The sequence below is a fragment of the Cytobacillus oceanisediminis genome (assembly GCF_003182355.1).
Lineage (GTDB): Bacteria > Bacillota > Bacilli > Bacillales > Cytobacillaceae > Cytobacillus > Cytobacillus oceanisediminis_A.
Window position 1 is genome coordinate 20300 of record NZ_QGTW01000009.1, and the last position, 23374, is coordinate 43673.

A 23374-nucleotide genomic window follows, 5' to 3' on the forward strand; every position below is an offset into this window, starting at 1 on the left:
TCCTTTTTTGCTATATTTCAAACTCACTTACAATAATGTGCTCGATTCTTTTTATATCCTCTGCTAAGAGTCTACCCCATTTCTGCTTTACCTTGTTTTGGATTACCTCTAAATCTTCTTGTTCTTTTATAAAGTTTTTGGGTGAATTTATACGGGAAATTAGAAATAATGCTATCAGGTAAATTTGAAAAAAAGAAGTCTTTGGTAACTGGAAACCAGCCGTCTGAGAAGACAGCAATTTAAATTTTCCTATTTGAAAAGAAAAACTATTCGTTTCCATACGTCCCCCTAAAGTGTTGTTACTTTCAACGGAACAAGTTCAGGTACTATTGAGGAAATAAGTATTCGCTTTATGCAAATTCGTGAATGGTCGGGAAAACTCCTTACCATCCCACATGGAGAGATTAGAACTATACAAAATTTTAATAAAGGCTGGATGCGGGTTATTGAACGGATTACGGTAAGTTACCAGGAAGAGCCTACAAGAATAAAGGAATTGTTAGAAAAAGTAAGTGTAATTTGTAATGAAAAATTGGATCAAAGCCTATATAGGCTAGAGGACGAGGCTGTTGAACCATTTCAATATATTGGTATTACAGACTTAAATCCATACCTTAAAAATATTGGATATGAATTTTGTATTGAAGGCTTGGTTAAGCCTGAAGAGTATTTTGAAACTTCCAGGCAAGTAAGGTTTGAACTAATGTCTATATTCCATAAGAATCAAGTACAAATGGCAACAGCGAACATGTTCGTTCATTCTGAAAAATTGCAGGAGATTCTTGAAAGCCAGCCTTCACCAAGCACGTAAAGAAACGGTTCAAATTGTTTAGAATATGGGTTTGTAAACCGGGAGATTTCGATGAGCTCAAGGGTTTAAAAAATACCTCCTAAAAAAGTGACTTCCGCAATCGGGCGTTTTCCTGTAGGAAGGATTGCGCTTATATGTGTTTAGACCCAGATAGCTGAAGAAGGTATTTAGGTTAACGGTAAAGAAATAATTGAGTAAATTTTTATAATATTTTTTCAATAAAAATTAGGATAACTTACATATTTGTATAAATATTCACAATAGATAGAACATTTATTACTTTTCGGGTTTTTCCCTCTTATAATGGAATTAATCATTTAAAATTCAATAATAGAGGAGTTTCTCAATTGAAATCTTATATTAAAGTCAAGGATATTTTACAAAGGAAACATTTTGAAAATATTGAAGTTATCGCAGGAAATGAAGGGATTAGCCGTTTAGTTAAATGGGTTCATATTGTAGAAGCGCCGAATGTGCGCAATTTATTAAGTGGAGGTGAATTAATTTTATCGACGGGTGTTGCTTGGAAAGAAAAAGATCATTTTATTTCAATTTTAGAACAATTTATAGAAGCTCAAGCAGCAGGACTTTGTATTGAAATGGGAACATACACCTCTTCGATTCCGGAAGAGGTTATAAAGATTGCTAATCAATTCCAATTTCCTATCATTCTATTTCATAAAGAAGTGGCTTTTGTGGAAATTACACAAGATATTCATACATTCATCATTAATCACCAATATAATATGATTTCAAACTTAGAAAGCTATTCTCAAAGCTTAAATAAAAAACTATTAACAGTTGAGCATTATAGTGATATCCCTAAATTTATCCAGCATTTCTTGCAAGTACAGGTGATTATTGTCATTAGTAATAAAGAAATACAGTTTACCCCAAATGTAACGGAAAATGAGAGAATTAAGCTTCTAAAAATGATCGAAGGAAAGGGCTCCACCACTGGATCAACTTACTCGATTGCTAGAATACCGATTAATCTATTGGGTGATCAGTATGCAGAACTTATTATCACTTCTAAAGAAAGAGAACTAACTGACTTTGATCAATTGATATTGGACAGAACGGCAACTGCTCTCGCTCAATTTTTTTTACGAGAACTTTATGTTGAAGAGCAACGCAGATTAGAAGAAACTGAATGGATGACAAGTTGGTTAGACGGCGAACAAAGTGAAGATTCTATATCTGAGTTTCTATCTTATCAAGTACCTTCTAGTAAGCAGAAGGGAGGAACCGTTTGTCTCTGTAAAATAGATTCATTTGGGCAGTATTCCAATGTCGATTTGACATATTTTAAACTTAATTTTAGAACCATTTTTGAGCAGAGAGGTTTTACGACCTTATCAATAGAAAAGAGAAATATGATAATTTTTATTATGCTTAATGAAAGAAGTGTAGGTACGTGGAAAAAAAGAATGGAGGAAGGGATAGAAAGATTACTAGGGACAAAATTGAACGTTGGAAAGCTATTTATTGGGGTTGGCAAATATGTTGAAAAACTTACTTGTATTACCGTAAGTTACCAAACTTCTCTTGAAACGTTGCGTATTAAAGAACGTTTATCCAAACAGTCCCATAGTTATTTTTATGATGATTTACATGTTTTTCGATTAATTTCTTTATTAAATCACCATTTAGACTTAAGTGAATATGTTCTGGAATATTTAGGACCAATTATTAAATATGACAAAATGACCAATGGTAAACTTCTTGAAACTCTTAGAGCCTATTTGGCTTGTAATGGTTCCAAACAAGAGACGGCAAAGCAATTATACATTGTCAGACAAACACTTTATCACCGATTAGAAAAAATAGAGGAGATACTTGGTCATGATTTTATGAATCATGAGAAAAGACTAGTGATTGAAATTATGATTATGTCATACGATTTTCTTCTATCCTCAAAACCAGTAGATGTACAGGGGGTGGGCGAGATGTAGGGGAAGTCTACAATTGACTACCCTCTTTTTTGTGCCTTTTACCATCTGCAATTTGTCAAAATATATAGATGATTTATTTTACAAAACGTCCAATGATTCGTATTCGAATATAAGAGATAATAAGTTTAATGAATTTTCAAATAATTACGAAAGGGGTAAGAGTAAATGGCAAAAACGAAAGAGGAATTAGATTTTTTAACAAAAGATAAAGAGTATGTATGGCACTCAATGAAGCCATATAGCCCTAATTCTACCATTATTGCAGAAAAAGCAAAAGGTTCTTGGATTACAGATCATAATGGGAATCGATACTTAGATGCTTTGGCGGGATTATGGTGTGTGAACGTAGGGCATGGAAGAACGGAATTAGCTGAAGCTGCCTATGAACAATTAAAAGAAATGGCGTATTTTCCACTTAGTCAAAGTCATAAACCAGCAATCCAGCTTGCACAAAAAATAAATGAGTTACTTGGAGAACAATATGTCATTTTTTTCTCGAATAGTGGCTCGGAGGCAAATGAAACCGCATTCAAAATCGTAAGACAGTATCATCAGCAAAAAGGGGATTATGGCCGTTACAAGATTATCTCCAGATACCGTGCTTACCATGGGAATTCAGCGGGATCACTTGCTGCAACTGGGCAAGCACAGCGTAAATATAAATATGAGCCATTAGCTCCAGGATTTCTACATGTCCCACCTCCTGACCTTTATCGTTCTTCTGATAAAAAGGATGCGATACCACAAGATTTAGAGTCAGTCAAAGACATTGACAATGTCATGACATGGGAATTAAGTGAAACAATTGCGGCTGTTATTATGGAACCGATTATAACGGGCGGTGGGGTGATCGTTCCACCAGATAACTATATGGTGGGTGTCAAAGAGGTTTGTGAAAAGCATGGTGCCTTATTGATTGTCGATGAAGTGATATGTGGATTCGGTCGAACAGGAGAACCTTTCGGGTTCATGAATTACGGAGTTAAACCAGATATTATCACAATGGCCAAGGGAATTACAAGTGCCTATTTACCATTATCCGCAACGGCGGTAAGAAAAGAAATTTATGATGCTTTTAAAGGTGATAACGATTACGATTATTTTCGCCATGTAAATACATTTGGTGGAAATCCAGCCGCATGTGCGCTTGCGCTAAAAAATATTGAAATTCTAGAAACAGAAAATTTATTTCAACGTTCCAAACAATTAGGAGAGCAGCTATTACAAAGACTCAGCAATAAACTATCTGGTCACCCATATGTTGGGGATATCAGAGGCAAAGGGCTAATGGTCGGAATTGAGCTTGTAAAAGACAAAGGAACAAAGGAACCGCTTGAATCGGAACTCGTTAATCAAGTGATTACGGGCTGTAAAAAGAAAGGTCTAATTCTAGGGAAAAACGGAGCCACCGTTGCAGGATTTAATAACGTTTTACAATTAGCACCACCATTAAATATTCCGGAAGATGACATTGAATTTATTATTCAGACTTTAACAAATCAGATAAAAGAACTTTGAGGTCGATGGAGGAACTTTTCTTCTAACTACTTATTGGCGAAAATACAAAAAAAGTAGAGTTTAAGCTAGTTAGGGAGGTGATCTTCTGTTTAACTTACCTGCAGAAACATTTTGGTTGATAGTTCCATGGCCATTTATTTGGGTGGGGTTGGGTATCATTTTGTATTTCAAATTAAAGAAAGAAGATGATGCAGAAGAAAGAGAAAATAATAGTTAAGGGGGGGGGTACCATTGAGCATTGATGGGGTTATTTTTGTTATTTATTTAGCTACACTATTAGGTATAGGCCTTTGGTTTTCTCGTAAGTCCTCACAATCTACAGAACTATATTTACTAGGGGGGCGCTCTCTTGGTCCAGCTGTCACAGCGATGACAATGCAAACGACTGCTATGAGTGGATACATGTTTATGGGAGCACCCGCACTTGCTTTTCAATATGGCTGGTATGCGGTTTGGTATGCCATTGGTGATGCAGGTGGCTCGATTATTAATCTTTCCGTTTTAGGCAAACGGATGAGAAGATTGTCCGAATTATTAGGAGCACTTTCACCAATTGAATATTTAGAAAAAAGATTTGAGAGTAGCGCGGTACGTATTGTGGGCTCCATAATTGCGATAGTTTTCCTCTTTACCTATGTTTTTGTTCAATTTATTGCTGCAGGAAAAGCGATGGCAACACTAACTGGGTTTTCTTATGAGATATCGTTAATTATCGGTGTTAGTGTAATTGTTATATATACAGTAGCAGGTGGTTACTTGGCTGTCGCATATACCTCTTTTGTACAAGGTGTCATCATGGTTTTAGGCATAGTTGGTATTGGTTGCCTTGCTTTTTTCCATGTAGGCGGTCTGACAGGATTAAATATTGCTTTACAACAAATTGATCCTACCTATTTAAGTATATGGGGGAAAGACTTAGCCTTTTATGGTCAATGGGGTGTTGTTTTAGGAGCAATTCTTATTTTTTCCATTGGTTATATGGGTCTCCCTCATGTGGTTGTAAGGCATATGTCTATGAAAAGTACGAAGACAGTAAAAGGTGCGATCCTCATCAGTGCTGTATGGAATCAATTCTTTATATTTGTCCCCTATATCTTAGGCCTAATTGCGATTATTCTATTACCGAATATAGAGGATCCAGAAATGGCCATTACTGAATTAGCTTATACATTGTTTCCTGGTTTCTTTGCTGCCCTTCTTTTATCGGCTGTCATGTCGGCCGTCATGTCTACTGCTGACTCATTACTGATGCAGGCAGGTACGATTCTTTCTCGTGATGTCTACCAGCGGTTTATCCATAAAAATGCGAATATGAAAAATACAGTACTTGTATCTAGGCTGTGTATTCTCGGGGGTGGAATTGTTGGAATTATTGTTGCTATCTATCAACCACCATCCATTTTTGGCCTAGCCGTCTTTGCTTTTGGAACATTAGGTAATAGTTTTCTCGTTCCTTATGTAGCTTCTGTTTACTCCAAAAAAGCAAATTATGTTGGCTGTTTATGCGCCATGATTGGTGGAGCAACAACGAATATAGTTTGGACTTCAATGAATTTTGAAGCTGTCACTGGGCTTCATCCATTTTTAGCAGGTTTACTCATTTCTATTTTAGGAATGGTTGTGGGCAGTTGTTTTGGGCGCAAACCTTCACAACCTATTATAGATATATTTGAACAGTCAAAAAATAAGCGTTTCTTTTCAAAGAAATTTGAACAAAATATCGCTCGTAATTTAGCTCCGGAATCCAAAAATATTTCTAAGTTTCTAAAAAATGAAATGAAAAGCGTGAGGAATAGTTACTCATGAGTACAGTATTAATGCAAGAACTTGAATATCTAGAACAAGATGTTTTTGATGGATTTAAGCAATACGATCGGATGGCAAATGTCTATATACGCCGATTAATATATTATCCATACTACTTTTTTGAATTTGAACTAAGTGCAAAGAGTTTAATTAATTTAAATGGTAAAATCGCTTGTTCGATTGATGGAATAAGCGGTCATGGAGCCATCATTGATGTAAAACCAGCATTTTCATACCGCGAAATCGAAACAGAAGGGAAACTTCCTATACAAATAGGAAAAGATGAAGCAAGAAAAGCAGCTGAGAGGTTTACCTTTCAAACAATCTCGCAAAAAACAAAGTTTATCACAATTCCCAATTTACAAGTTTCGAATAGTTCTTTATTTTACCGTCCGTACTGGCTCGCAGAATATAGCATGAATGGGATAGGAGAACAACAACTAATTGTTGATGCTATAAGCGGTAGCTACCATCCAATATAAACAACGTTTAACGAAGGGAGATTTGGTTGACATGAATACTAAAGAACAAGTAACTGTTGAAAAACTATATCACTTTATTGGTGGAAAAAAGAGAAAAGGAAGAAGCGAACGTTTTGGAAAAGTCTATAAACCATCGACCGGTGATATCCTGGCGTTAGTTCCGTATGCTACAGTGGAAGAAGTTAATGAAACCGTTGAAGTTGCAAAAAAAGCCGCTTTAGATTGGAAGCGAACTTCTGTAGGTAAAAGAATAGAAGTACTTCATCGGTTTAGAAGTTTAATAGTAGAGGAGACAGACAAAATTGCCCATTTAATTGGTCTTGAAAGTGGTAAGACCATTTCTGATGCAAAAGGTGAAATAGCAAGAGGCATAGAGTCAGTTGACTTGGCTATTAACGCCCCACATTTATTAAAAGGGGAATATTCTGTTAATGTAGGTGGACAAATAAATTCTTATTCTATTAAACAGCCGCTTGGAGTGGTTGCTGCGATAGCACCATTCAATTTTCCATTCATGGTTCCAGTGGCAATGACCTCTATGGCGGTTGCTTGCGGGAATGCGGTGATTTTAAAACCATCTGAACGTGTCCCCAATACCGCGCTCTATTTCTCTGAATTATGGAAGAAGGCTGGCTTACCTGATGGGGTTTGGAACATTATTAATGGTGATAAAGAAGCAGTTGATGCCATCTTATCCCATCCTGATATACCTGCTGTTTCATTTGTCGGCTCTACACGTGTGGCGCAATATATCTATGAGGAAGGCTGCAGGAATCATAAGAGGGTCGCTGCTTTTGGCGGTGGAAAAAATCATATGATCATTATGCCAGATGCGGATCTAGACTTAGCCGTGAATTCTTTTATTGGCGCAGCCTATGGTGCAGCTTCACAACGTTGTATGGCCATTTCAGCAGCAGTTCCAGTCGGTGAAAAAACAGCTGAAGACTTTGTTGCAAAATTAAAAACGAAAGTAGAAGAACTAAAGGTTGGTTCATTTAATGACGAGAACGTTGACTTTGGGGCACTTATCACACAAGAAGCAAAGGATACGGTCATTAAGTATATTGAAGAAAGTATTGAAGAAGGTGCCTATTTATGTGTGGATGGACGGAACCCAAAGGTAAAAAATGAGAAGGGTTTTTATCTTGGAGCAACACTATTAGATCATGTAAAGCCACATATGCATATATATCGTGAAGAGGTATTTGGACCAGCACGGATCGTTGTTCGTGTAAATAGCTTGGAGGAGGCCATAGATTTGATTAATAACCATGAATATGGGAATGGGGTCACTATTTTCACAGCAAATGGCTCAGCTGCACGGAAGTTTACGGAAAATATTGAAGTAGGTATGGTTGGGGTGAATGTGCCGATTCCTATACCAGTCGGTTATCATAACTTTGGTGGCTGGAAACGCTCAAAATTTGGTGAAGGTCATATGTTCGGCCCAGATACAGCCCGCTTCTTTACAAAATCAAAAACCATATCTGAAAGATGGCCTGAAACAAAAATAAATGATGAGAAAGTGGTATTTGATTTTCCCAGTAACCGCTAGTGTGACTAAAGCCGATTACATATGAACAGAGAATATAGACAATTAAATGTTTCTTACTTTATTAGTGGATCTTTAATATGTCGGAAAATTCACAAATTGTTCACAATAATCGAGTCTTAAGAGCGGTTATATAGTGTATTATTATAATATTGAATATTCAAACAAATATATTGAAAGTGGGCTGTATTAAGGTGCGTAAAGATATTAAATCATTAAAAGAGCTTATCGAAGAAAATAAACAGGATCTTTTAAATGATAAAAAGGCTTTGGAGAGAATTGAAAAACGAATAGAAGAACGATATTCATTAAAAAGACTAGCCTAATTTTTTCTATATCAAAATTTAAGCCGTTATAAGCTTTTCACATTATTAATTTGTTGAGAATGTTGATGTTGGTACTAAGTAAAATTGGTAAAGATAGCCTAACCTAATATGGAAAATATAACCCTTGAGCAACGGCAGCAGTGGGAGAAAATCTTTAGTGATTCCTCCCTTTTCACCGGCAAAAGGAATTTTGGTATCAAGCCTCTTCGTAAATCCATGACACAAAACATTAATTCCCTGAATAAAGGGTAGCAGCCGGACTCGGCTGCTTTTTATTTTGTTTTTCCACCCTTTTGCTCCCCGAATCATACAAGTACGAAATCCGACTTAGCTTCCAACAGGCCGAATCCCCTAGGCTTACGCCCTCAACCCTTTTGTAATAATCTAATTTTTAACTATTCAAATGACTAAAAGGTTTTTTTTGGTAACTGTTGAATTTATTAAGAGATTGTATGAAAGGGGGAGTTTCTTTGTTTAATAACGAAGTTTTGTCTCGTACTTTTTTGACTTTTGCCGAAAAGGAATGTAAGGGGTCTAGCTTATTATACGAACATTTGTCCATAAAAATTTCTAGGGATGATAATCTTCTAGAAATATGTAGTAACGCACGAGAGGGGCAACCTATTCCAAACCTGCTATTTGGTGCAGTACACTATCTTTTACTAAAAGGTAAGGACCATCCATTAAAAGAATATTACCCGAGTATCGTAAGTAATCCAAAATCATATAAGAAATCGTTTGAATTCTTTAAAGGTTTTTGCTTCAAATATCGAAATGAAATTGAGTCGATTCTCAAAGCTAGGCTTGTTCAAACAAATGAAGTACGAAGATGTGCGTACCTTTATCCTGCTTTTTGTACTATTTACGAGAAGGCAAAGAAACCATTAGCTCTTATAGAAATCGGAACGAGTGCAGGGTTACAGCTTCTTTGGGATAAATATTCATATTCATACGGGCATAGTGACATTTATGGTAATAAAGATTCTAAGCTTAAGATTACAGCAGAAATAAAAGGCGAAAATACTCCAATTCTCCACTCGACACCACCGCCAGTTTCAACCAGGTTTGGCTTAGATTTAAATACAATTGATTTAAATGATGAGGAAGAGACATTATGGCTTAAATCCTTAATATGGCCCGAACATAAAGAGAGGTTGTTTATGTTTGAAGAAGCTGCAAGTTATATTAAGGAGGGTCAAGTGAGTTTGGTTGATGGTGATGGGATAAGTTTATTAACTAAATATGTTGACAATATTCCAGAGGACAGTGTGATTTGCATTTTTCATACTCACGTTGCAAACCAAATGCCATTAGAAATGAAAAAACACCTGTTACAAACTGTTGAAGCTATTGGTGAGAAAAGAGATGTATTCCATATTTACAATAACATTCAAGATAGATACTTACATCTAGATTATTATTTGGATGGTATTGAGAGTCAAAATACTATTGCAGAAATCGATGGACACGGTAGATGGTTTAAATGGTTTTGAAAAGTGAAATACCAATTATTCATATGTACTTCGGTGAAGATGCTACTATATGGAAGCTTCAAATATATGGGATTATTATAAAGGCTTTTTACTTATTGATTTAGAGGTGTTATCTAAGTAAGAACTATTGTAAGTAATCTTCCATTAAAGGGTGCTATCCTTAAATCTGGTAGTGATTTTTCCTTTTTAGGGCCAAAAAAAGGATATCAAATATTACCTCTTGAATTTAAAGTTATACCATTATATTACAGGAGGGGTTTGAATGGATTTTACAATTCGTAAAATGCAACCCAAAGATACAAAGCAAGTACAAGACGTGGCAAAAACAAGTTGGAATGCTATTTATGAAGGAATAATTCCTTTGGAGGTGCAAGAAAATTTCTTAAAAACTGCCTACAATGATGAAAGGATGAAACAACGTTTAGAACGTTCTTTTCTCTTTGTAGCAGAAATAGCAGGTGAAGTTGTTGGTTTTGCTAACTTTTCTCCAGTACGAGAAAGTGGTAAAGCTGAATTAGGTGCTATTTATTTATCCGGAACAACAAGGTAAAGGAATAGGTTCAGCGTTGTTACAAAAAGGAATCGATGATTTATACGGTATAAAAGAGATTTATATCAACGTAGAAAAGGATAATAAAATAGGGAAGACCTTTTATGAAGCAAAAGGTTTTGAAGTTGTTAAAGAGTTTGATGATGAATTTGATGGACATACTTTAAAAACAGTACGAATGGTTTTAAAAGTCTAAATATTATTAAGCTAAATGGGTGCTAAATTCGAGTTTGGCTGAGCCACTTTATTGCTTTTTAACAAGTAGTGAGGAAAGGTTGATTTCCACTCCAGGTGCTCAGCGAAACGCGGAGCAGGCGGTGCCTCCTAGGCACGCAGCACCTGTAGGGTCTCACCTGTCCTGCTATTCCTGCAGGACTTTGAATAAGTAGCCTCGAATAATCACCCCACATGGAAATGCGAATGTATTTTCGAGGATCTCGCACCTTACGCTGCAATCAACCAACCTTTTTTATCAGTTTCTATTCACCATAACCTATTTAAAAACAACAACCTTTTAGAAGAGCCAAATAAAAACACAAATATGCAAAAAAACTCCTGGAGGATTAACCAGGAGATTTTTGTATGTTAGTAAAAAACTAAGGGGTTTCTTATTAACCTCATTTTTACTCTAAGAATCAACCTGCTCTGGGCTGCCGACTGGTTCTTTAATATCAGATTTCTGGCTGTTAAATGTAACAAGTCCCATGATTGCAAAACTAGTGGCAATTCCGTAGAGAATAGGATTGGTAGAAGTAATGCCCTCAATAGCGAGACCTATCAGAATGGTTATAGTACTGGCAATAATGGAGTAAAAGGCAGCTTTGGCTGTAGATCTTTTCCAAAAGAATCCGAGAATAATTGGAACAAAAACAGCTCCAGATAATACAGCATACGCTACATCTAGTGCTACAAGCACATCTTGAATCCAAAGAGCGAAAACAATGGTGGCAATCCCTATTATGGACGTAACTAGTCTTGAAAGTATGAGAAACTGTCTTTCATTAATGTTTTTGCAAAAATAGCTTTTAATTATATCGTTGGTTATGAGTGTTGATGAGGCTAGTAATGTTCCTGATGCCGTTGACATTAAGGCTGATATGACACCGGCCAGCACAAAACCAAGAACTCCAGGTGGAAGTGTTTCAAGAGCCATGCTTGCAAAAGCATTTTGTGTACTTTGGAGATTTGGAAGAACGACAAAGGCGCTCATTCCGATTAAGCTGACAGCCAATCCATAAAATAAGCTGTAAACCCCGGCAAACACTGTTCCAGTACGAGCGATTTTGATGGTTTTAGCGGTAAAGACACGCTGCCAAATGTCCTGGGCCACTACCATTCCAAGCCCAAATAATAAAAAGTAGTGAAAAACTTTCGATAAGCCAATTCCGGAAAAACTGAAATAGGCTTCAGGCAGCTGAAGTGAAAGCTGACTCCAGCCCCCTGCACTCGAGATACTCATTGGAAGCATGATGAAGAAAACCCCCAATGTCATAACAATAAATTGAATGATGTCGGTCATAGTCACCGACCACATGCCTCCAAGAATGGTATAGAATAAAACAATGCCTCCGCCAACAAGCATGGATGGAGTCAAGCTCCAGCCAAGCAGTACATTTAAAATAGTGCCTATTCCAATGACTTGTGTAACAGTTACCATCATGGCATAAATAGAAGCAACAAGGGCACTAATTAATTGCGTTTGAAAATTGAACCGTTGTCCCAAATATTCACTAATCGTCATTACTTTAAATGCTGTTATTCTCTTAATTAGGAATATACCCAGGAGCATAATGCCAAACCCCAGCATGAATACGAGCCACATGCCGGATATTCCATATTCATAGCCAAGCTGAGTTGTACCAATGGTGGAAGCCCCTCCGAGAATGACGGCTGCAAGACAGCCGAAGTACATAAAAAACCCGAGATTTCTTCCTGCAAGAATGTAGTCTTCCGAACTCTTCGCCCTTCTGGAGCCAATTACACCGACAAGAATAAGTACAGCAAAATATCCCAATATAATAAAAATGTCAATTACATTCACTAAATGACCTCCATTTAATAGATTCTTAGTAACTTACAAGCAAGCTGCATTGATTGATCTTAGTTATGGAAATTTGGAAGGGAAGGCAACTTCTAGGCGATTGTCCTTCCCTTCCTGAAAAGCTATATTTGTTTAACCATATCTATTGCTACAGCTCTAACAGGTGAGCCGTTCGATAAATCAACGATTTTTCTAATATTCATTTTTTTCCTCTCCTTGCCGATAAACATCAGGCCTGCGGTCTGACAGCATCGTAAAAAATGTTTCTTTGATATGATTGCGCCAGCTGTAATCTAATGCAGCGGTGATAATATGTTCTTTTTTTTCCTTGCAAATCGCCAAATTTGTTCCATCCGGTGCGAAAATGGCGGACTTTCCAAAGAAAGATAAGTCCTTAGAGATTCCCGTATGGTTACAGGCAGCAACATAGACGGTGTTATCGATCGCCCTTGATGCAGCAAACTGGTAAAATGGGGCTTCATATGGAGACTCCCATGCGCTAGGGGCTAGAAGGAGGTCTGCTCCTTTTAAAGCTAATGTTCTGGCCAATTCCGGGAAAGCAAGATCCCAGCAAATCAACAAACCGATGTTTCCAAGCTCTGTTTCAACCATTACCGGTTCAGAGCCGGGGGTAAACAGTTCTTTTTCACCCGGCGTTAAATGAATCTTCCTGTAGTTTGCAACACTTTCTCCCCTGGGATTAATTAGCTGAATGGAGTTATACACCTTTCCTTCACGATCCTTCTCTGGGTATCCGTAAAGTATCCACATTTTATGGTGCTGCGCTATTTCACTCATTTTTGCAAAGCTGCTGCCTTTTTGGAATTCTGCCAGCTCTTTCAGGCCCGGTGAGAGAAAATAGCCTGATACCGATAGTTCTGGAAAAATAAGCAGGCTTGCATCAGGGGTCTGTTCCCTGCACTCCCGGGCCAGTTTATTCATCTTGCTGATATTATAAGAGAGATCCCCATTTCTAAAATCGCTCTGTGCAATTGCAATGTTTGGTTTTGCCAGCATAAATTAGGCCTCCAATTTGGGCGGTCCATCCAATTTTGTTTCAGTCTCGAAGACCTGATTCGGTATTAACTGCTTCGTAACAGCCATTAGTCCATAATATAGCGAACCTGAAAGAATAAAAGTCAGAATGGTTGCACCGATGCTAAGCGGGTGATTATACGTAAAATAGTAGGCAAATACAGCCCCCAGAATATACGTTAAGCACGCGGAAATATTGAATCCCTGCTGATATTGGTATGAACCTTTTATATCAAGAACAATTTCTTCGGCATCATAATAGCCTTTTTTTACGATAAAATAGTCTACAAGGACAATGGCGAAGACCGGAATGAACAGTGTGGCAATCAACAGAATAAAACTGAAAAAGTTTGTCATAAGTGTTTCTTTTAAAAGGGATCCAAGCACACATAAGATCCCTAATGTTATTGTCGGCTTCCAGAAACCGGATTTAGGAAAAACGTTCATAAATGACATTGTTGCACTGTATAGAGCCATAACGTTTGTGGAAAGGACTGACAAAAATACTACAATGGAAGCAACAAATCCAAAGCCATAAGATGCAAGAAGAACAGTTGGATCATAGGTTTGCTCCATATTTGATAAAATGCTGAATCCGCTTACAACGGTTCCTAATCCCATGGCAATTAATGAAGCTAACAGATACCCAAAATAAGTTCCCCACATTCCGCTCTTCTCGGATTTACAGTAGCGGTTAAAATCACAAACAGTGGACATCCATGAAAAGGCTGTTGCAATAACAATATCAAAAGCAATAATGCCTGAAATTGCAGGGTTTTCGCTTGCCTTCATCTGGATGAGAGTAGACATCTCATACGTAACAAAAATTTTGTAGAAAACTAATACCGACATAATCAGCATCGCTACAGAAACCCACTTCTCAATGCTTTCTACACCACGGTGGCCATAAATGGTGATTGCCACAACAAGCACCTCTGTCAGAATGACAAAAAGGTTAATATTGGTGTAGCCAGTAGCATGGCTTACAGCATAGTTCAAGCTCAGCCCTGCCATATAGGCCTGGATCCAGCTCCAGCCAACTAGAATAATTGTATTTACAATAGCAGGTAAAATTGCTCCCTTTTGGCCAAAAGCTGCTCTTGTGATAACCATTGTGGAAAGACCGGTTCTTGTACCGATTCTCCCTGTTAATGCTAAGGGGATGGCTCCAAGTGCAGATCCAATCAATATGGCTAGGATTGCATCTTTAAAAGAAACATCGGGAACAAACATCATGCCGGTCATGACAGATGTGATCACCACATTGGCTGCAAGCCAGAGTGTAAAAGTTGAAAAGAAATTCATGCTTCGTTCACTTCTTGGAGTTGGGCTTATATTATCGTGACCAAAACGTTCGGTTAGCTGACTCATAATTCTACCCCTTCCATTAATTTGAATATTCTGAATTGAATTAGCAAATAGAGAGTTCCGTGGCTCTTGACACGGAACCTGCTCTCACTTATACCAGTCGGGTTTCGCTAGATTCTGAGTGATATTTAAATGCTTGGTTTCTGTAAAGCGGGATAGTCCTTGAGGACCGAGTTCGCGACCGATTCCGCTTTGCTTATAGCCCCCCCATGGCGCATCTACATACGGAGTATGATAGCTATTGATCCAAATTGTGCCTGCCTTTAAACGGGAAGCCAAGTGTTCAGCTCTGTGTAAGTCGCCGGATAAAATTCCGGCTGCCAGGCCATATCTTGTTCCATTTGCGAGTTGAATAGCTTCATCGTCGTTTTTAAATGTCTGAATCGTCACGACTGGCCCGAATATTCTTCCTGTACAATTCGCATATCCTGTGAAACATCTGTAAAAACAGCAGGTGAAATGTAGTAGCCTTTTTGGGGAAGTCGTTCCCCGCCAAGTCTAAGCACAGCACCTTCTTCTTTTCCAATGTTAATATATTTTTAAATTTTGCTGAGATGGGCTTCGCTAATAATTGGCCCCATCTCCGTATCTTCACTTAAAGGGTCCCCGATTGTCAGATTCTGCAGTTTTTCAAGCAGGGCGTTAGTGAAATTTTCATGGATATCTTCGTGAACAAGAATTCTGGAGGATGCCACACAAACTTCTCCCTGATTAAAAAATGAACCGAAGATAGTCCATCCGACAGCTGCATCAATATCAGCATCTTCCATCACTAAGATGGGAGACTTGCCCCCAAGTTCCAGGGAGACGCGCTTAAATGATCCGGCGCATAACTGATTGATTAGTTTCCCCGATTTTGAACCTCCGGTAAATGAAACCTTATCTGTCTCAGGGTGGGTGACAAATGTCTCACCGACCGGAAGGCCTGCGCCTAATACAAGATTGAAGACACCAGGAGGAAAATCACATTGGCCGATCAGCTCTGTAAACTGAATGGCAGATAAAGCTGTTAACTCGGATGGTTTGAACACCACTGTATTGCCGGCAGCCAGAGCAGGGGAGATTTTCCACATTCCCAGCAAAAGGGGAAAATTCCAGGGAATTTTCAAATGCTGAACGTGCTGCAAAAACTGCATCTGAAGCTTGTTTCTTTGAAGCTTCCTGAACTGATAAAAATCTTGCTTTCATTGGCTGGGTTAAGGATGGCTCTTTCTGTTCCTTCACCCGCTATCCATTCTCCATTAATAAATAGGTGATGGCTCTCTCTCATCGGGTTACTCCTTAAATGTCTAATGTACCTTCATGTCCTACTGGGTGGAGGAGAAGCTTCTTTTTCTTCAAAGCTGTTAAAGTAATCATCTCATATATAATAGAAGAGGATAGAGCAGCTGTAATTTCGTTGTGGTCATAAGTTGGAAGAACCTCGACTAAATCAAATCCAACTAAATTCAATCCATCTAATCCTCTTACATATTCCAGTGCTTCAAAGCTTGTTGGTCCTCCAACTTCCGGTGTACCAGTTCCTGGAGCATAAGCAGGATCAACAAAGTCGATATCATAGGAGACAAATACCGGACAGCTGCCGACGCGCTGATGGATGCGTTTCATCACTTCTTTTAAGCCGATCTCCCGGGCTTCTTTCATTGGAATTACCTCAAACCCAAGATCTCTTGCATCCTCGATATCATCAGGACTGTAGAGAGGCCCCCTCATGCCAACCTGGATGGAATGGCTCATATCTAGCAAGCCTTCTTCTGCTGCACGCCGGAAAGGTGTGCCATGCATATATTTTTCTCCATAATAGTTATCCCAGGTATCGCCATGTGAATCAAAGTGTACAAGTGCAATTGGACCATACTTTTTATGGAATGCGCGTAAGTTGCCAAGTGAAATGGAATGGTCGCCGCCCATAATGATGGGGGTCACATTTTTCTCCAGAAGAGGTGTTAACTCTGCAACCATATTGTCATAGGTACGATGGATATTCCCTGGAATAACATCGATATCTCCATAGTCAACGCCCGAACAATAATCAAAGATATTAATATCCATGTCAGGATTGTATGGCCGGAGCAGAACGGAAAAATTTCGAATATGCTGAGGACCGAGCCTTTGTCCTGTTCGGTTAGATGCAGCTGTATCAAAGGGAACACCAAGAACTGCAAAATCAATCTGGTCTGTCGTTTTAATTTGTTCTAACCTCATAAATGTCCGAACACCGCAAAAGCGGGGGGATTTAGATGAATCTTTTGGCTTATACATAGAGGACCTCCTAAAATGAAATTTGATTTTGTTAAATATACTCGCAAGTTTCATGCCAAACGGAAAAGCAGGTAATTAGGAGGTTTTGCATCTTTCTTGATGCAATTTTGCATCAATCAATTGATTATTAATTCATTTATGGGTTTTAATTCATTTTTGCATTAATATTGTATTTTTTTAGCTTTCTTACTACAGTTGACTGACTTAAACCCAGGTATTCGGCCATTTCATAGGTGGTTTTATATTGCTTAAAGGCACGCTTTAACCAGCGTTTTTCCACATAATCTAGGGCTTCCTGGAGTGATGAATGGTTTTCTTCCAAAGGCTCATTTTTTTGTTTTGCGAAAAGCTGTTCTGCTGTTTCTCTTTCAGCATAGAAAGGGAGGGAATTTGGATAAATCGTTCTAGATTCAGCTGTAATGACCAGTCGTTCTATCATGTTTTGCAGTTCACGCACGTTCCCAGGCCAAGGATACCGCATAAACTCCTCCATGGTTTCATGATGAAAAAACTTATTCGTTTCATATTTTTCATTAAATTCTTTAAGAAAAAAGTGAGATAAAATCAAAATATCTTCTTTCCTTTCACGCAAAGGAGGGACTGTAATCGGAAGCACATTGAGCCGGTAAAACAGGTCTTCTCTAAAAGAACCTTTTTTTACCATATCCTCAAGGTTTTGATTAGTGGAGGCAATCAGACGAAAATCGATATTTTTCGTTTTTACTCCTCCGACTCTCGTAACCTTCTTTTCTTGCAGGGCTTTAAGTAGCTTTGCCTGGACAGCCAGGGGAAGCTCTCCAATTTCATCTAAAAAGAGCGTTCCTTTGTCAGAAAGCTCAATCAGTCCAGCTTTTCCTTTCTTATTCGCTCCTGTAAAGGATCCGGCTTCATAACCAAACATTTCCGATTCGAAAAGGGACTCGGGAATAGCCCCGCAATTGACCTCTATAAAACTTTCATTTTTTCTTTTGCTTCCATGATGCAAGGCGCGGGCAAAAACATTTTTTCCAACGCCTGATTCTCCCAGGAAAACAACAGTGGCATCAGACTTTGCAACCCGCTGGATAAACTGCCAAATTTGCTGTGTGGCTTTGCTTTTAACAACAAAATCGGCTGGATCAAGGTGATTTTCCCTTAACTCCTGAATCTCTGTCTGGTACCGCTCCATTTTGGCCTGAAGTTCCTCGTAATCTTCTTTTAAATCCTGAATTTCAGTTAAATCATGAGAGAAGCTGATCACACGAATAATTGAACCATTCTCATCAAAAACCGGCAGCCCTGTTGCCATCACCATTCGGCCTGTGGGCGTATGCTGCATAACCTGCATATGTTTTTTCTCTTTCAGAACTACCTTGGTGATGGAGGGAGAAAAGATTGATTCAGATTCAAGCTCGTCTACTGTCTTTCCAATTAAATAAGACGCTTTTTTTCCATATACAGACTCACAATTGGGACTTACCCTTAAAACTGTTCCGTACCCGTCTGTTATGACAATATTATCTTTAGAAGCCCTTAAGATGGCTTCTATTTCTCTCATTAATAAACTGTAATTGTCCATGGAAATGCCTCCGTAAAAATTGTCGAATTTATCATAATTTTATCATAATTATTTTTACTTGTTTATAAGGCTCTTTTTAAAGCTGGCATGGAAATTGCATTGTTAAAGTCAGAATAAATTTTTAGGAGGCCAAAAGATGAAAACAGTACAAAATAAAAAATTTATTGACTTAAAAACCAGCATTCCAGGTCCAAAAGCAATGGCGTTATTAGCTGAGAAGGAACAGCATGTTCATAGGGGACCTTTTAATACAATGCCTACTTTTACTGAAAAAGGAGAAGGGGCACTCTAACTACCTGTTATTTAATAATCCAAAAGCATGGATTATTACAGGAGCTATTCTTCTTTCAGTATTTATAGGAAAAGCATCTGCTCCTATAATTATTAGCAAGTTTTATAGATATTCAAAGACAGAACAGAATGTAATGATTGGTCTAACAATACCGCAAGCAGCTGCAACGCTTGCTTCTACCTTATACTTTTCAACGAAATATGGACCTACTATACATGTTAATAAGGTCATAATAATGACTGCATTAACAGTGGCTTGATCCAATAGTCCAACTTCATAACCTACCAGAGACTTATGAAAAATATATAAAGAAAATTAAGCCCGATCCTCCTACTGAGATAAGAAAATTAAAAAGTTGGCCATCCTTACAAGAGTATTACGTATCTATGTTAAAAGAGGACGATATTGTAGTCATAATAAGTGCAAGAAAAGGGACAATTGCTTGGCATCCTGAACTTGAGGAATTACCAAAAAGGTTGGCAAAAGTAAAACCGGAAAGTTTTATCGTTTATTATCCAGCAGAAGTAGAGGAAGTTGATATTAGAGGATCTAGGGGTATAGATGTTCCAAAGGAGGTCCTGCGCAAAAAAAATTATGAGGAGTATGATTAAATGAATGTTCATAAACAATGAAAAGCGGATAGAGAACATGGAAAGAATCACCATGGGTATATGTTGTCAAATTAGTGATTGCTTTTTTTAACGATAAGTTTTAAACACCTACTTTGATGTATCACCAAGAATCTTTATTTATCGGAAATGAAAAAAACCACTCCTTTCGATTAAGAGATTTAGATCCTAGACGAATGAAATCCTGCGAATAAGCGAGTATTCGTGAGATAATCGTATTAAACCGAGGGAGTTAAAGAAGGAAAAGAGTAATTAGACTATTTTCTAAACTAATATGATGTGAATTTTTGTATAAAAAATCTAGCTGCAAGTCCAGTAACTATATAAAAAACAAATGAATAAATGTATTCCCACTTTAAATATGTAACAACTCCAAGCCAAACAGAAAAAGGCTCCCCAACAAATGCAAAAATGGTAGCTTGACTAAGAAGAGCAATACTAAATGTTTTCCATGCTTTAAAATATTGATATATCAACATATACGCCACTGGAATTATTGAATAGTCAAATGGAAATGCAAGAAGACCAACAGGAACAAATTTTATAGGATAAATCCAGGCACTTAATTCACTGCCTAAGTCGTCAGTAAAAGTTGTAATAATGATTATTATTAGTCCAAAATTCCAAATTTGAAGAGCCCGATCTCTATCAAGATATTTAATGAAAATTAACCATGGAAATATAAACATGAATACAAGAAACCACCATTTCCAAGTTAATACCGCCCCCGATAACCAATTTTCAATAGCTAAAGTGGCGTATCTTTCTTGTAAAGTAATTAACTCCTTTTCAATCTCATCCATATAGAACCATCTCCATTTTTTCTAACTAGTATTTCTATTTTATTTGTTTTAATTCAACGTTTGGATATTGGGTATATAATTATTAATACAGTAAATGTCTTTTGAGTTTTATATATTATTTGGATGAGCGTTTCTGAACCAAACCACCTTTTATGTGACGCTGAGAGAATGGCTGAATACCAATACCAAAGGACTGGATTAAGAATTCGGGGTTTGACAATCATTAACTACCTAACCTAAGGGTTTTTCTTTTTTTCAATATTCTCAATGGTTTCACCGTTAGCGATATTATATAATCTGCTCTTTGGTTCATATATTTTTTGAGATGGCCATAGTCCATGGTGTCCTGAAAATATATAGCTAACCAGACAAGCAACAAAAAAATACTCTACTCCCTTTCCATTAAACATTTCCATTGCCAATAGGAAAGCTGCTATAGGAGTATTAGCAGCGCCACTAAACGTAGCAATCAGCCCTAGTGCAGCGAGAAATGACAAAGGTAAATCTATGAATGAGTGAAGGGTATTACCTAATGTTGCTCCCATAAAAAATATAGGTATGGCTTCTCCGCCAACAAAGCCAGTTCCAAGAGTAACTGCGGTAAATACTAGCTTGGCTAGGAAGGCAAAGGGAGGAACCTCTTCTTTAAAAGATTGTTCTAACATGTCTAAGCCTCGACCATTGTAATCTTGTGAACCAACAATTAAAGTTAATACTACAATGATAATTCCCCCAACAAAAGCTCTTTTCATATGGTTTTTCTTAAAAAATTTTTCAGTTGCATTCTGTATACCATGCCTCAATTGACAGTATGAGATACTTAATAGACTGAAAATAACGGATAGAAGAATAACTTTTATAAATGTAATAAAAGATATTTCTGGTACGGTTTGTATAATGAATTCTTCGTGTTTATGTCCCCAAGCTGCTGTGGTCATAAAGTGACCAACAAAACTGGCTACAAGACAAGGGACAAGCCCTTCAAATTTCAGCTTTCCTAAAGCAGCCATTTCCATCCCAAAAACAGCACCTGTTATGGGTGTTCCAAAGGCAGCACCAAACCCAGCACTTATACCACACATGATTAAAATTTTAATGTCGAATATGTTTACCTTGAAGAACTTGTTAACTATTTCAGCTACACTCCCGCCCATTTGGACAGCTGCTCCCTCTCTTCCGGTAGAACCACCAAAAATGACTGTTATGAAGGTTGCCAAATAGACGATAGGTCCCATTCGCCGTAGAACCTTTTTCTTTCCATGAACCCCCTCTATTACTAGATTATTTAGTTCGGAAGCGTCATGTAAAGTATTATTTAAAAGTACTTTTCCGTAATTCATATATATGTATCCAATAACAATTCCTCCAAGCGGGAGAAGGAATATAAGCCATCCACTTTTTTCTCGTACTTCTCCTAGATAGTCGTTTGTCTCTAAAAGGAAAGCCGTTGTCGAACCAACAATTATACCAATTATGGTTCCAAAAAATATCCATTGACCAAGAACTGAAAAAAAGTTCTTATACTTTAGCATTGTATTCACTCAGCTTTTACCTCATTTCAAATGTTCTGAAGGCTCTTCTTTATGCTTTTTATTTTTAACTTCCTTGAAAATGTTATCTGATCCACTTGTTTGAGTAACTGCTGTCTCAATGGGTGGGTTAGACTGATTCGCTTCAATCAGAGATTTCAGCATTTGAATATCATCTTTGGTAGCGTATTGCTTATTGGGTTTTAACATATATCCTAACTGACCGTTCGATTCTATTGTAGCCCATTGCAAATCACTAATCTTTTGAATGTTTTGCTGTCTCAATCGTACTTCAAGCATATCAATAGTTAATCGCAACCTTTTTAGATTGCTTTCATTAATTTGTCCATTTTCTACCACCAAAACAGATTTTCCGTAAATAAAAGTCTCTATAGCATCAGATTTCAAAACGATATACTCAATAAAAATAAGGGTAATAACCATTAAAAATGTAATCAACATAGTAATCCAAATGTTTCTGTCACTTACCGGTTGAATTATTAATGAACCTACAGCTATCATCATGACAGTTTGAGCAACCGTAAGTTGGGAAATTGACTTTCTTCCAGCTAACCGCAAAATAAGTACTCCTCCAATGACAATGACAATAGCTTTCCATATGAAATGTAAATTCAAAAACATTCCCCCTTTCTAGCAATCAATATGTATGTTGCTAAAAATGTTAAAAATTATTCCCATTAGGACAATATGGTTTTTTTTATAACAATTTTATAAGACCAGCTTCTGGAACAACACATATAAGGGGGGAAGAAGTGTTAAAGTGTGGAAGAGCTTGTGACGTCTTTAACTTAATAGGGTGCTTTAGTTCAAAAGGACCTTAATAGGTCCTTGTTTTTTGGGCGTTGGAATATATGAAGAGTTACTTTTGGGGAATGTTTAATAAGAAACAAAAAATATATTTTTATTAGGCTTTGTTCGTTACACTCTTTTTAATTTATTCCGGGTTTTATAAATAGAAACCCTCTTCGATGTTTTACCCTAAAACATCGAAAAAATCTCGGTGCAAAGTTAGGTGCCATTTTTAAAAATTTAATGTTACAACAAAATACTTTAAATAACAGAAACCTTATTGTATAGGACTTAAAGGAACTTTGTGATACTAGAAATTACATACCATCTATCAAAACCGCTTGTGACCTGCGTGCAGGTCAGCTGGGTTCGATTCCCAGGCGGTTTCGCCAAATATACATATTTTTGCCGCACAGTGGTGAATCCTGTGCGGTTTTTTAATTGGGATCTGTTCTTTATCCAGCCCTAATAATGAAGTTGTAACATTAAATAAGAAACTTATCGAATATAGTCTCATATTTTCACGAATGATCAATATTATCTGAATGTTATGT

The 23374-nt window shown here is 37.4% G+C and carries 19 protein-coding genes and 3 pseudogenes; 11 read left to right on the forward strand and 11 right to left on the reverse strand.

Annotation, left to right across the window (positions count from 1 at the left end):
- Positions 1-10 precede the first annotated feature (10 nt).
- Entirely contained in the window at positions 11-280 is a 270-nt protein-coding gene (locus tag DFO73_RS16520; protein ID WP_110065827.1) for a hypothetical protein, read from the reverse strand.
- An 18-nt stretch (positions 281-298) separates the two neighbouring features.
- Between DFO73_RS16520 and DFO73_RS16525 the strand changes: the two are divergent.
- The 9 genes and pseudogenes from DFO73_RS16525 to DFO73_RS16570 all read left to right on the forward strand — a co-directional run.
- A pseudogene (locus DFO73_RS16525) lies at positions 299-833 on the forward strand (mechanosensitive ion channel family protein); the annotation flags it as partial.
- A 325-nt stretch (positions 834-1158) separates the two neighbouring features.
- Positions 1159-2766 carry a PucR family transcriptional regulator gene (locus DFO73_RS16530; protein ID WP_110065828.1) on the forward strand — a complete coding sequence of 536 codons (1608 nt, stop codon included), beginning with the start codon at positions 1159-1161 and terminating at the stop codon, positions 2764-2766.
- A 165-nt stretch (positions 2767-2931) separates the two neighbouring features.
- Entirely contained in the window at positions 2932-4284 is a 1353-nt protein-coding gene (locus tag DFO73_RS16535; protein WP_110065829.1) for an aspartate aminotransferase family protein, read from the forward strand.
- 231 nt (positions 4285-4515) lie between these two features.
- The gene (locus DFO73_RS16540) at positions 4516-6090 is read left to right on the forward strand and encodes a sodium/proline symporter (RefSeq protein WP_110065830.1); all 1575 of its coding nucleotides are present in this window, start codon (positions 4516-4518) and stop codon (positions 6088-6090) included.
- Complete coding sequence (locus DFO73_RS16545; RefSeq protein ID WP_110065831.1) at positions 6087-6572, forward strand: hypothetical protein; 486 nt, start codon at positions 6087-6089, stop codon at positions 6570-6572. The genes DFO73_RS16540 and DFO73_RS16545 overlap by 4 nt, the downstream gene beginning before the upstream one ends.
- Positions 6573-6603: 31 nt before the next feature.
- Entirely contained in the window at positions 6604-8127 is a 1524-nt protein-coding gene (locus DFO73_RS16550; protein WP_110065832.1) for a CoA-acylating methylmalonate-semialdehyde dehydrogenase, read from the forward strand.
- A gap of 191 nt (positions 8128-8318) precedes the next feature.
- Positions 8319-8450, forward strand: a complete 132-nt coding sequence (locus tag DFO73_RS16555; RefSeq protein WP_110065833.1) for an FbpB family small basic protein — start codon at positions 8319-8321, stop codon at positions 8448-8450.
- Between the two features lie 470 nt (positions 8451-8920).
- Positions 8921-9943 carry a DUF2332 domain-containing protein gene (locus DFO73_RS16565; protein ID WP_375137330.1) on the forward strand — a complete coding sequence of 341 codons (1023 nt, stop codon included), beginning with the start codon at positions 8921-8923 and terminating at the stop codon, positions 9941-9943.
- A gap of 262 nt (positions 9944-10205) precedes the next feature.
- A pseudogene (locus DFO73_RS16570) lies at positions 10206-10689 on the forward strand (GNAT family N-acetyltransferase).
- Between the two features lie 432 nt (positions 10690-11121).
- Here DFO73_RS16570 and DFO73_RS16575 read toward each other — a convergent pair.
- From DFO73_RS16575 to DFO73_RS16600, 7 genes and pseudogenes are all read right to left on the reverse strand, one after another.
- Positions 11122-12534 carry a sodium:solute symporter gene (locus tag DFO73_RS16575; protein ID WP_110065836.1) on the reverse strand — a complete coding sequence of 471 codons (1413 nt, stop codon included), beginning with the start codon at positions 12532-12534 and terminating at the stop codon, positions 11122-11124.
- A 192-nt stretch (positions 12535-12726) separates the two neighbouring features.
- Positions 12727-13551: a carbon-nitrogen hydrolase family protein gene (locus tag DFO73_RS16580; protein WP_110065837.1), complete on the reverse strand. Its 825-nt coding sequence runs from the start codon at positions 13549-13551 to the stop codon at positions 12727-12729.
- A 3-nt stretch (positions 13552-13554) separates the two neighbouring features.
- Positions 13555-14940: a purine-cytosine permease family protein gene (locus DFO73_RS16585; protein ID WP_110065838.1), complete on the reverse strand. Its 1386-nt coding sequence runs from the start codon at positions 14938-14940 to the stop codon at positions 13555-13557.
- Positions 14941-15024: 84 nt separating this feature from the next.
- Positions 15025-16073, reverse strand: a pseudogene (locus tag DFO73_RS29860) (aldehyde dehydrogenase family protein).
- Positions 16043-16207 (reverse strand): hypothetical protein, encoded by a 165-nt coding sequence (locus DFO73_RS28750; RefSeq protein ID WP_181396039.1) that lies wholly within the window; start codon positions 16205-16207, stop codon positions 16043-16045. The pseudogene DFO73_RS29860 and the gene DFO73_RS28750 overlap by 31 nt, the downstream one beginning before the upstream one ends.
- An 11-nt stretch (positions 16208-16218) precedes the next feature.
- The gene (gene speB, locus DFO73_RS16595) at positions 16219-17199 is read right to left on the reverse strand and encodes an agmatinase (RefSeq protein ID WP_110065839.1); all 981 of its coding nucleotides are present in this window, start codon (positions 17197-17199) and stop codon (positions 16219-16221) included.
- A gap of 145 nt (positions 17200-17344) precedes the next feature.
- Complete coding sequence (locus DFO73_RS16600; RefSeq protein WP_110065840.1) at positions 17345-18757, reverse strand: sigma-54 interaction domain-containing protein; 1413 nt, start codon at positions 18755-18757, stop codon at positions 17345-17347.
- Positions 18758-18893: 136 nt separating this feature from the next.
- On the opposite strand from DFO73_RS16600, the gene DFO73_RS16605 reads away from it, so the two are divergent.
- Together DFO73_RS16605 and DFO73_RS16610 are read left to right on the forward strand one after the other, a co-directional pair.
- A complete protein-coding gene (locus tag DFO73_RS16605) occupies positions 18894-19049 on the forward strand; it encodes a hypothetical protein (RefSeq protein WP_258309521.1) in 156 nt (51 codons plus the stop codon).
- 386 nt (positions 19050-19435) lie between these two features.
- Entirely contained in the window at positions 19436-19660 is a 225-nt protein-coding gene (locus DFO73_RS16610) for a hypothetical protein (protein ID WP_110065841.1), read from the forward strand.
- A gap of 287 nt (positions 19661-19947) precedes the next feature.
- Here the strand turns inward: DFO73_RS16610 and DFO73_RS16615 are convergent, their stop codons facing one another.
- The 3 genes from DFO73_RS16615 to DFO73_RS16625 form a co-directional block, all read right to left on the reverse strand.
- The gene (locus DFO73_RS16615; RefSeq protein ID WP_110065842.1) at positions 19948-20481 is read right to left on the reverse strand and encodes a CBO0543 family protein; all 534 of its coding nucleotides are present in this window, start codon (positions 20479-20481) and stop codon (positions 19948-19950) included.
- 236 nt (positions 20482-20717) lie between these two features.
- Positions 20718-22013, reverse strand: coding sequence for a chloride channel protein (locus tag DFO73_RS16620; protein WP_110066024.1), 1296 nt, complete (start codon positions 22011-22013; stop codon positions 20718-20720).
- A 21-nt stretch (positions 22014-22034) separates the two neighbouring features.
- Positions 22035-22646: a DUF421 domain-containing protein gene (locus DFO73_RS16625; RefSeq protein WP_110065843.1), complete on the reverse strand. Its 612-nt coding sequence runs from the start codon at positions 22644-22646 to the stop codon at positions 22035-22037.
- Positions 22647-23374: the final 728 nt, after the last annotated feature.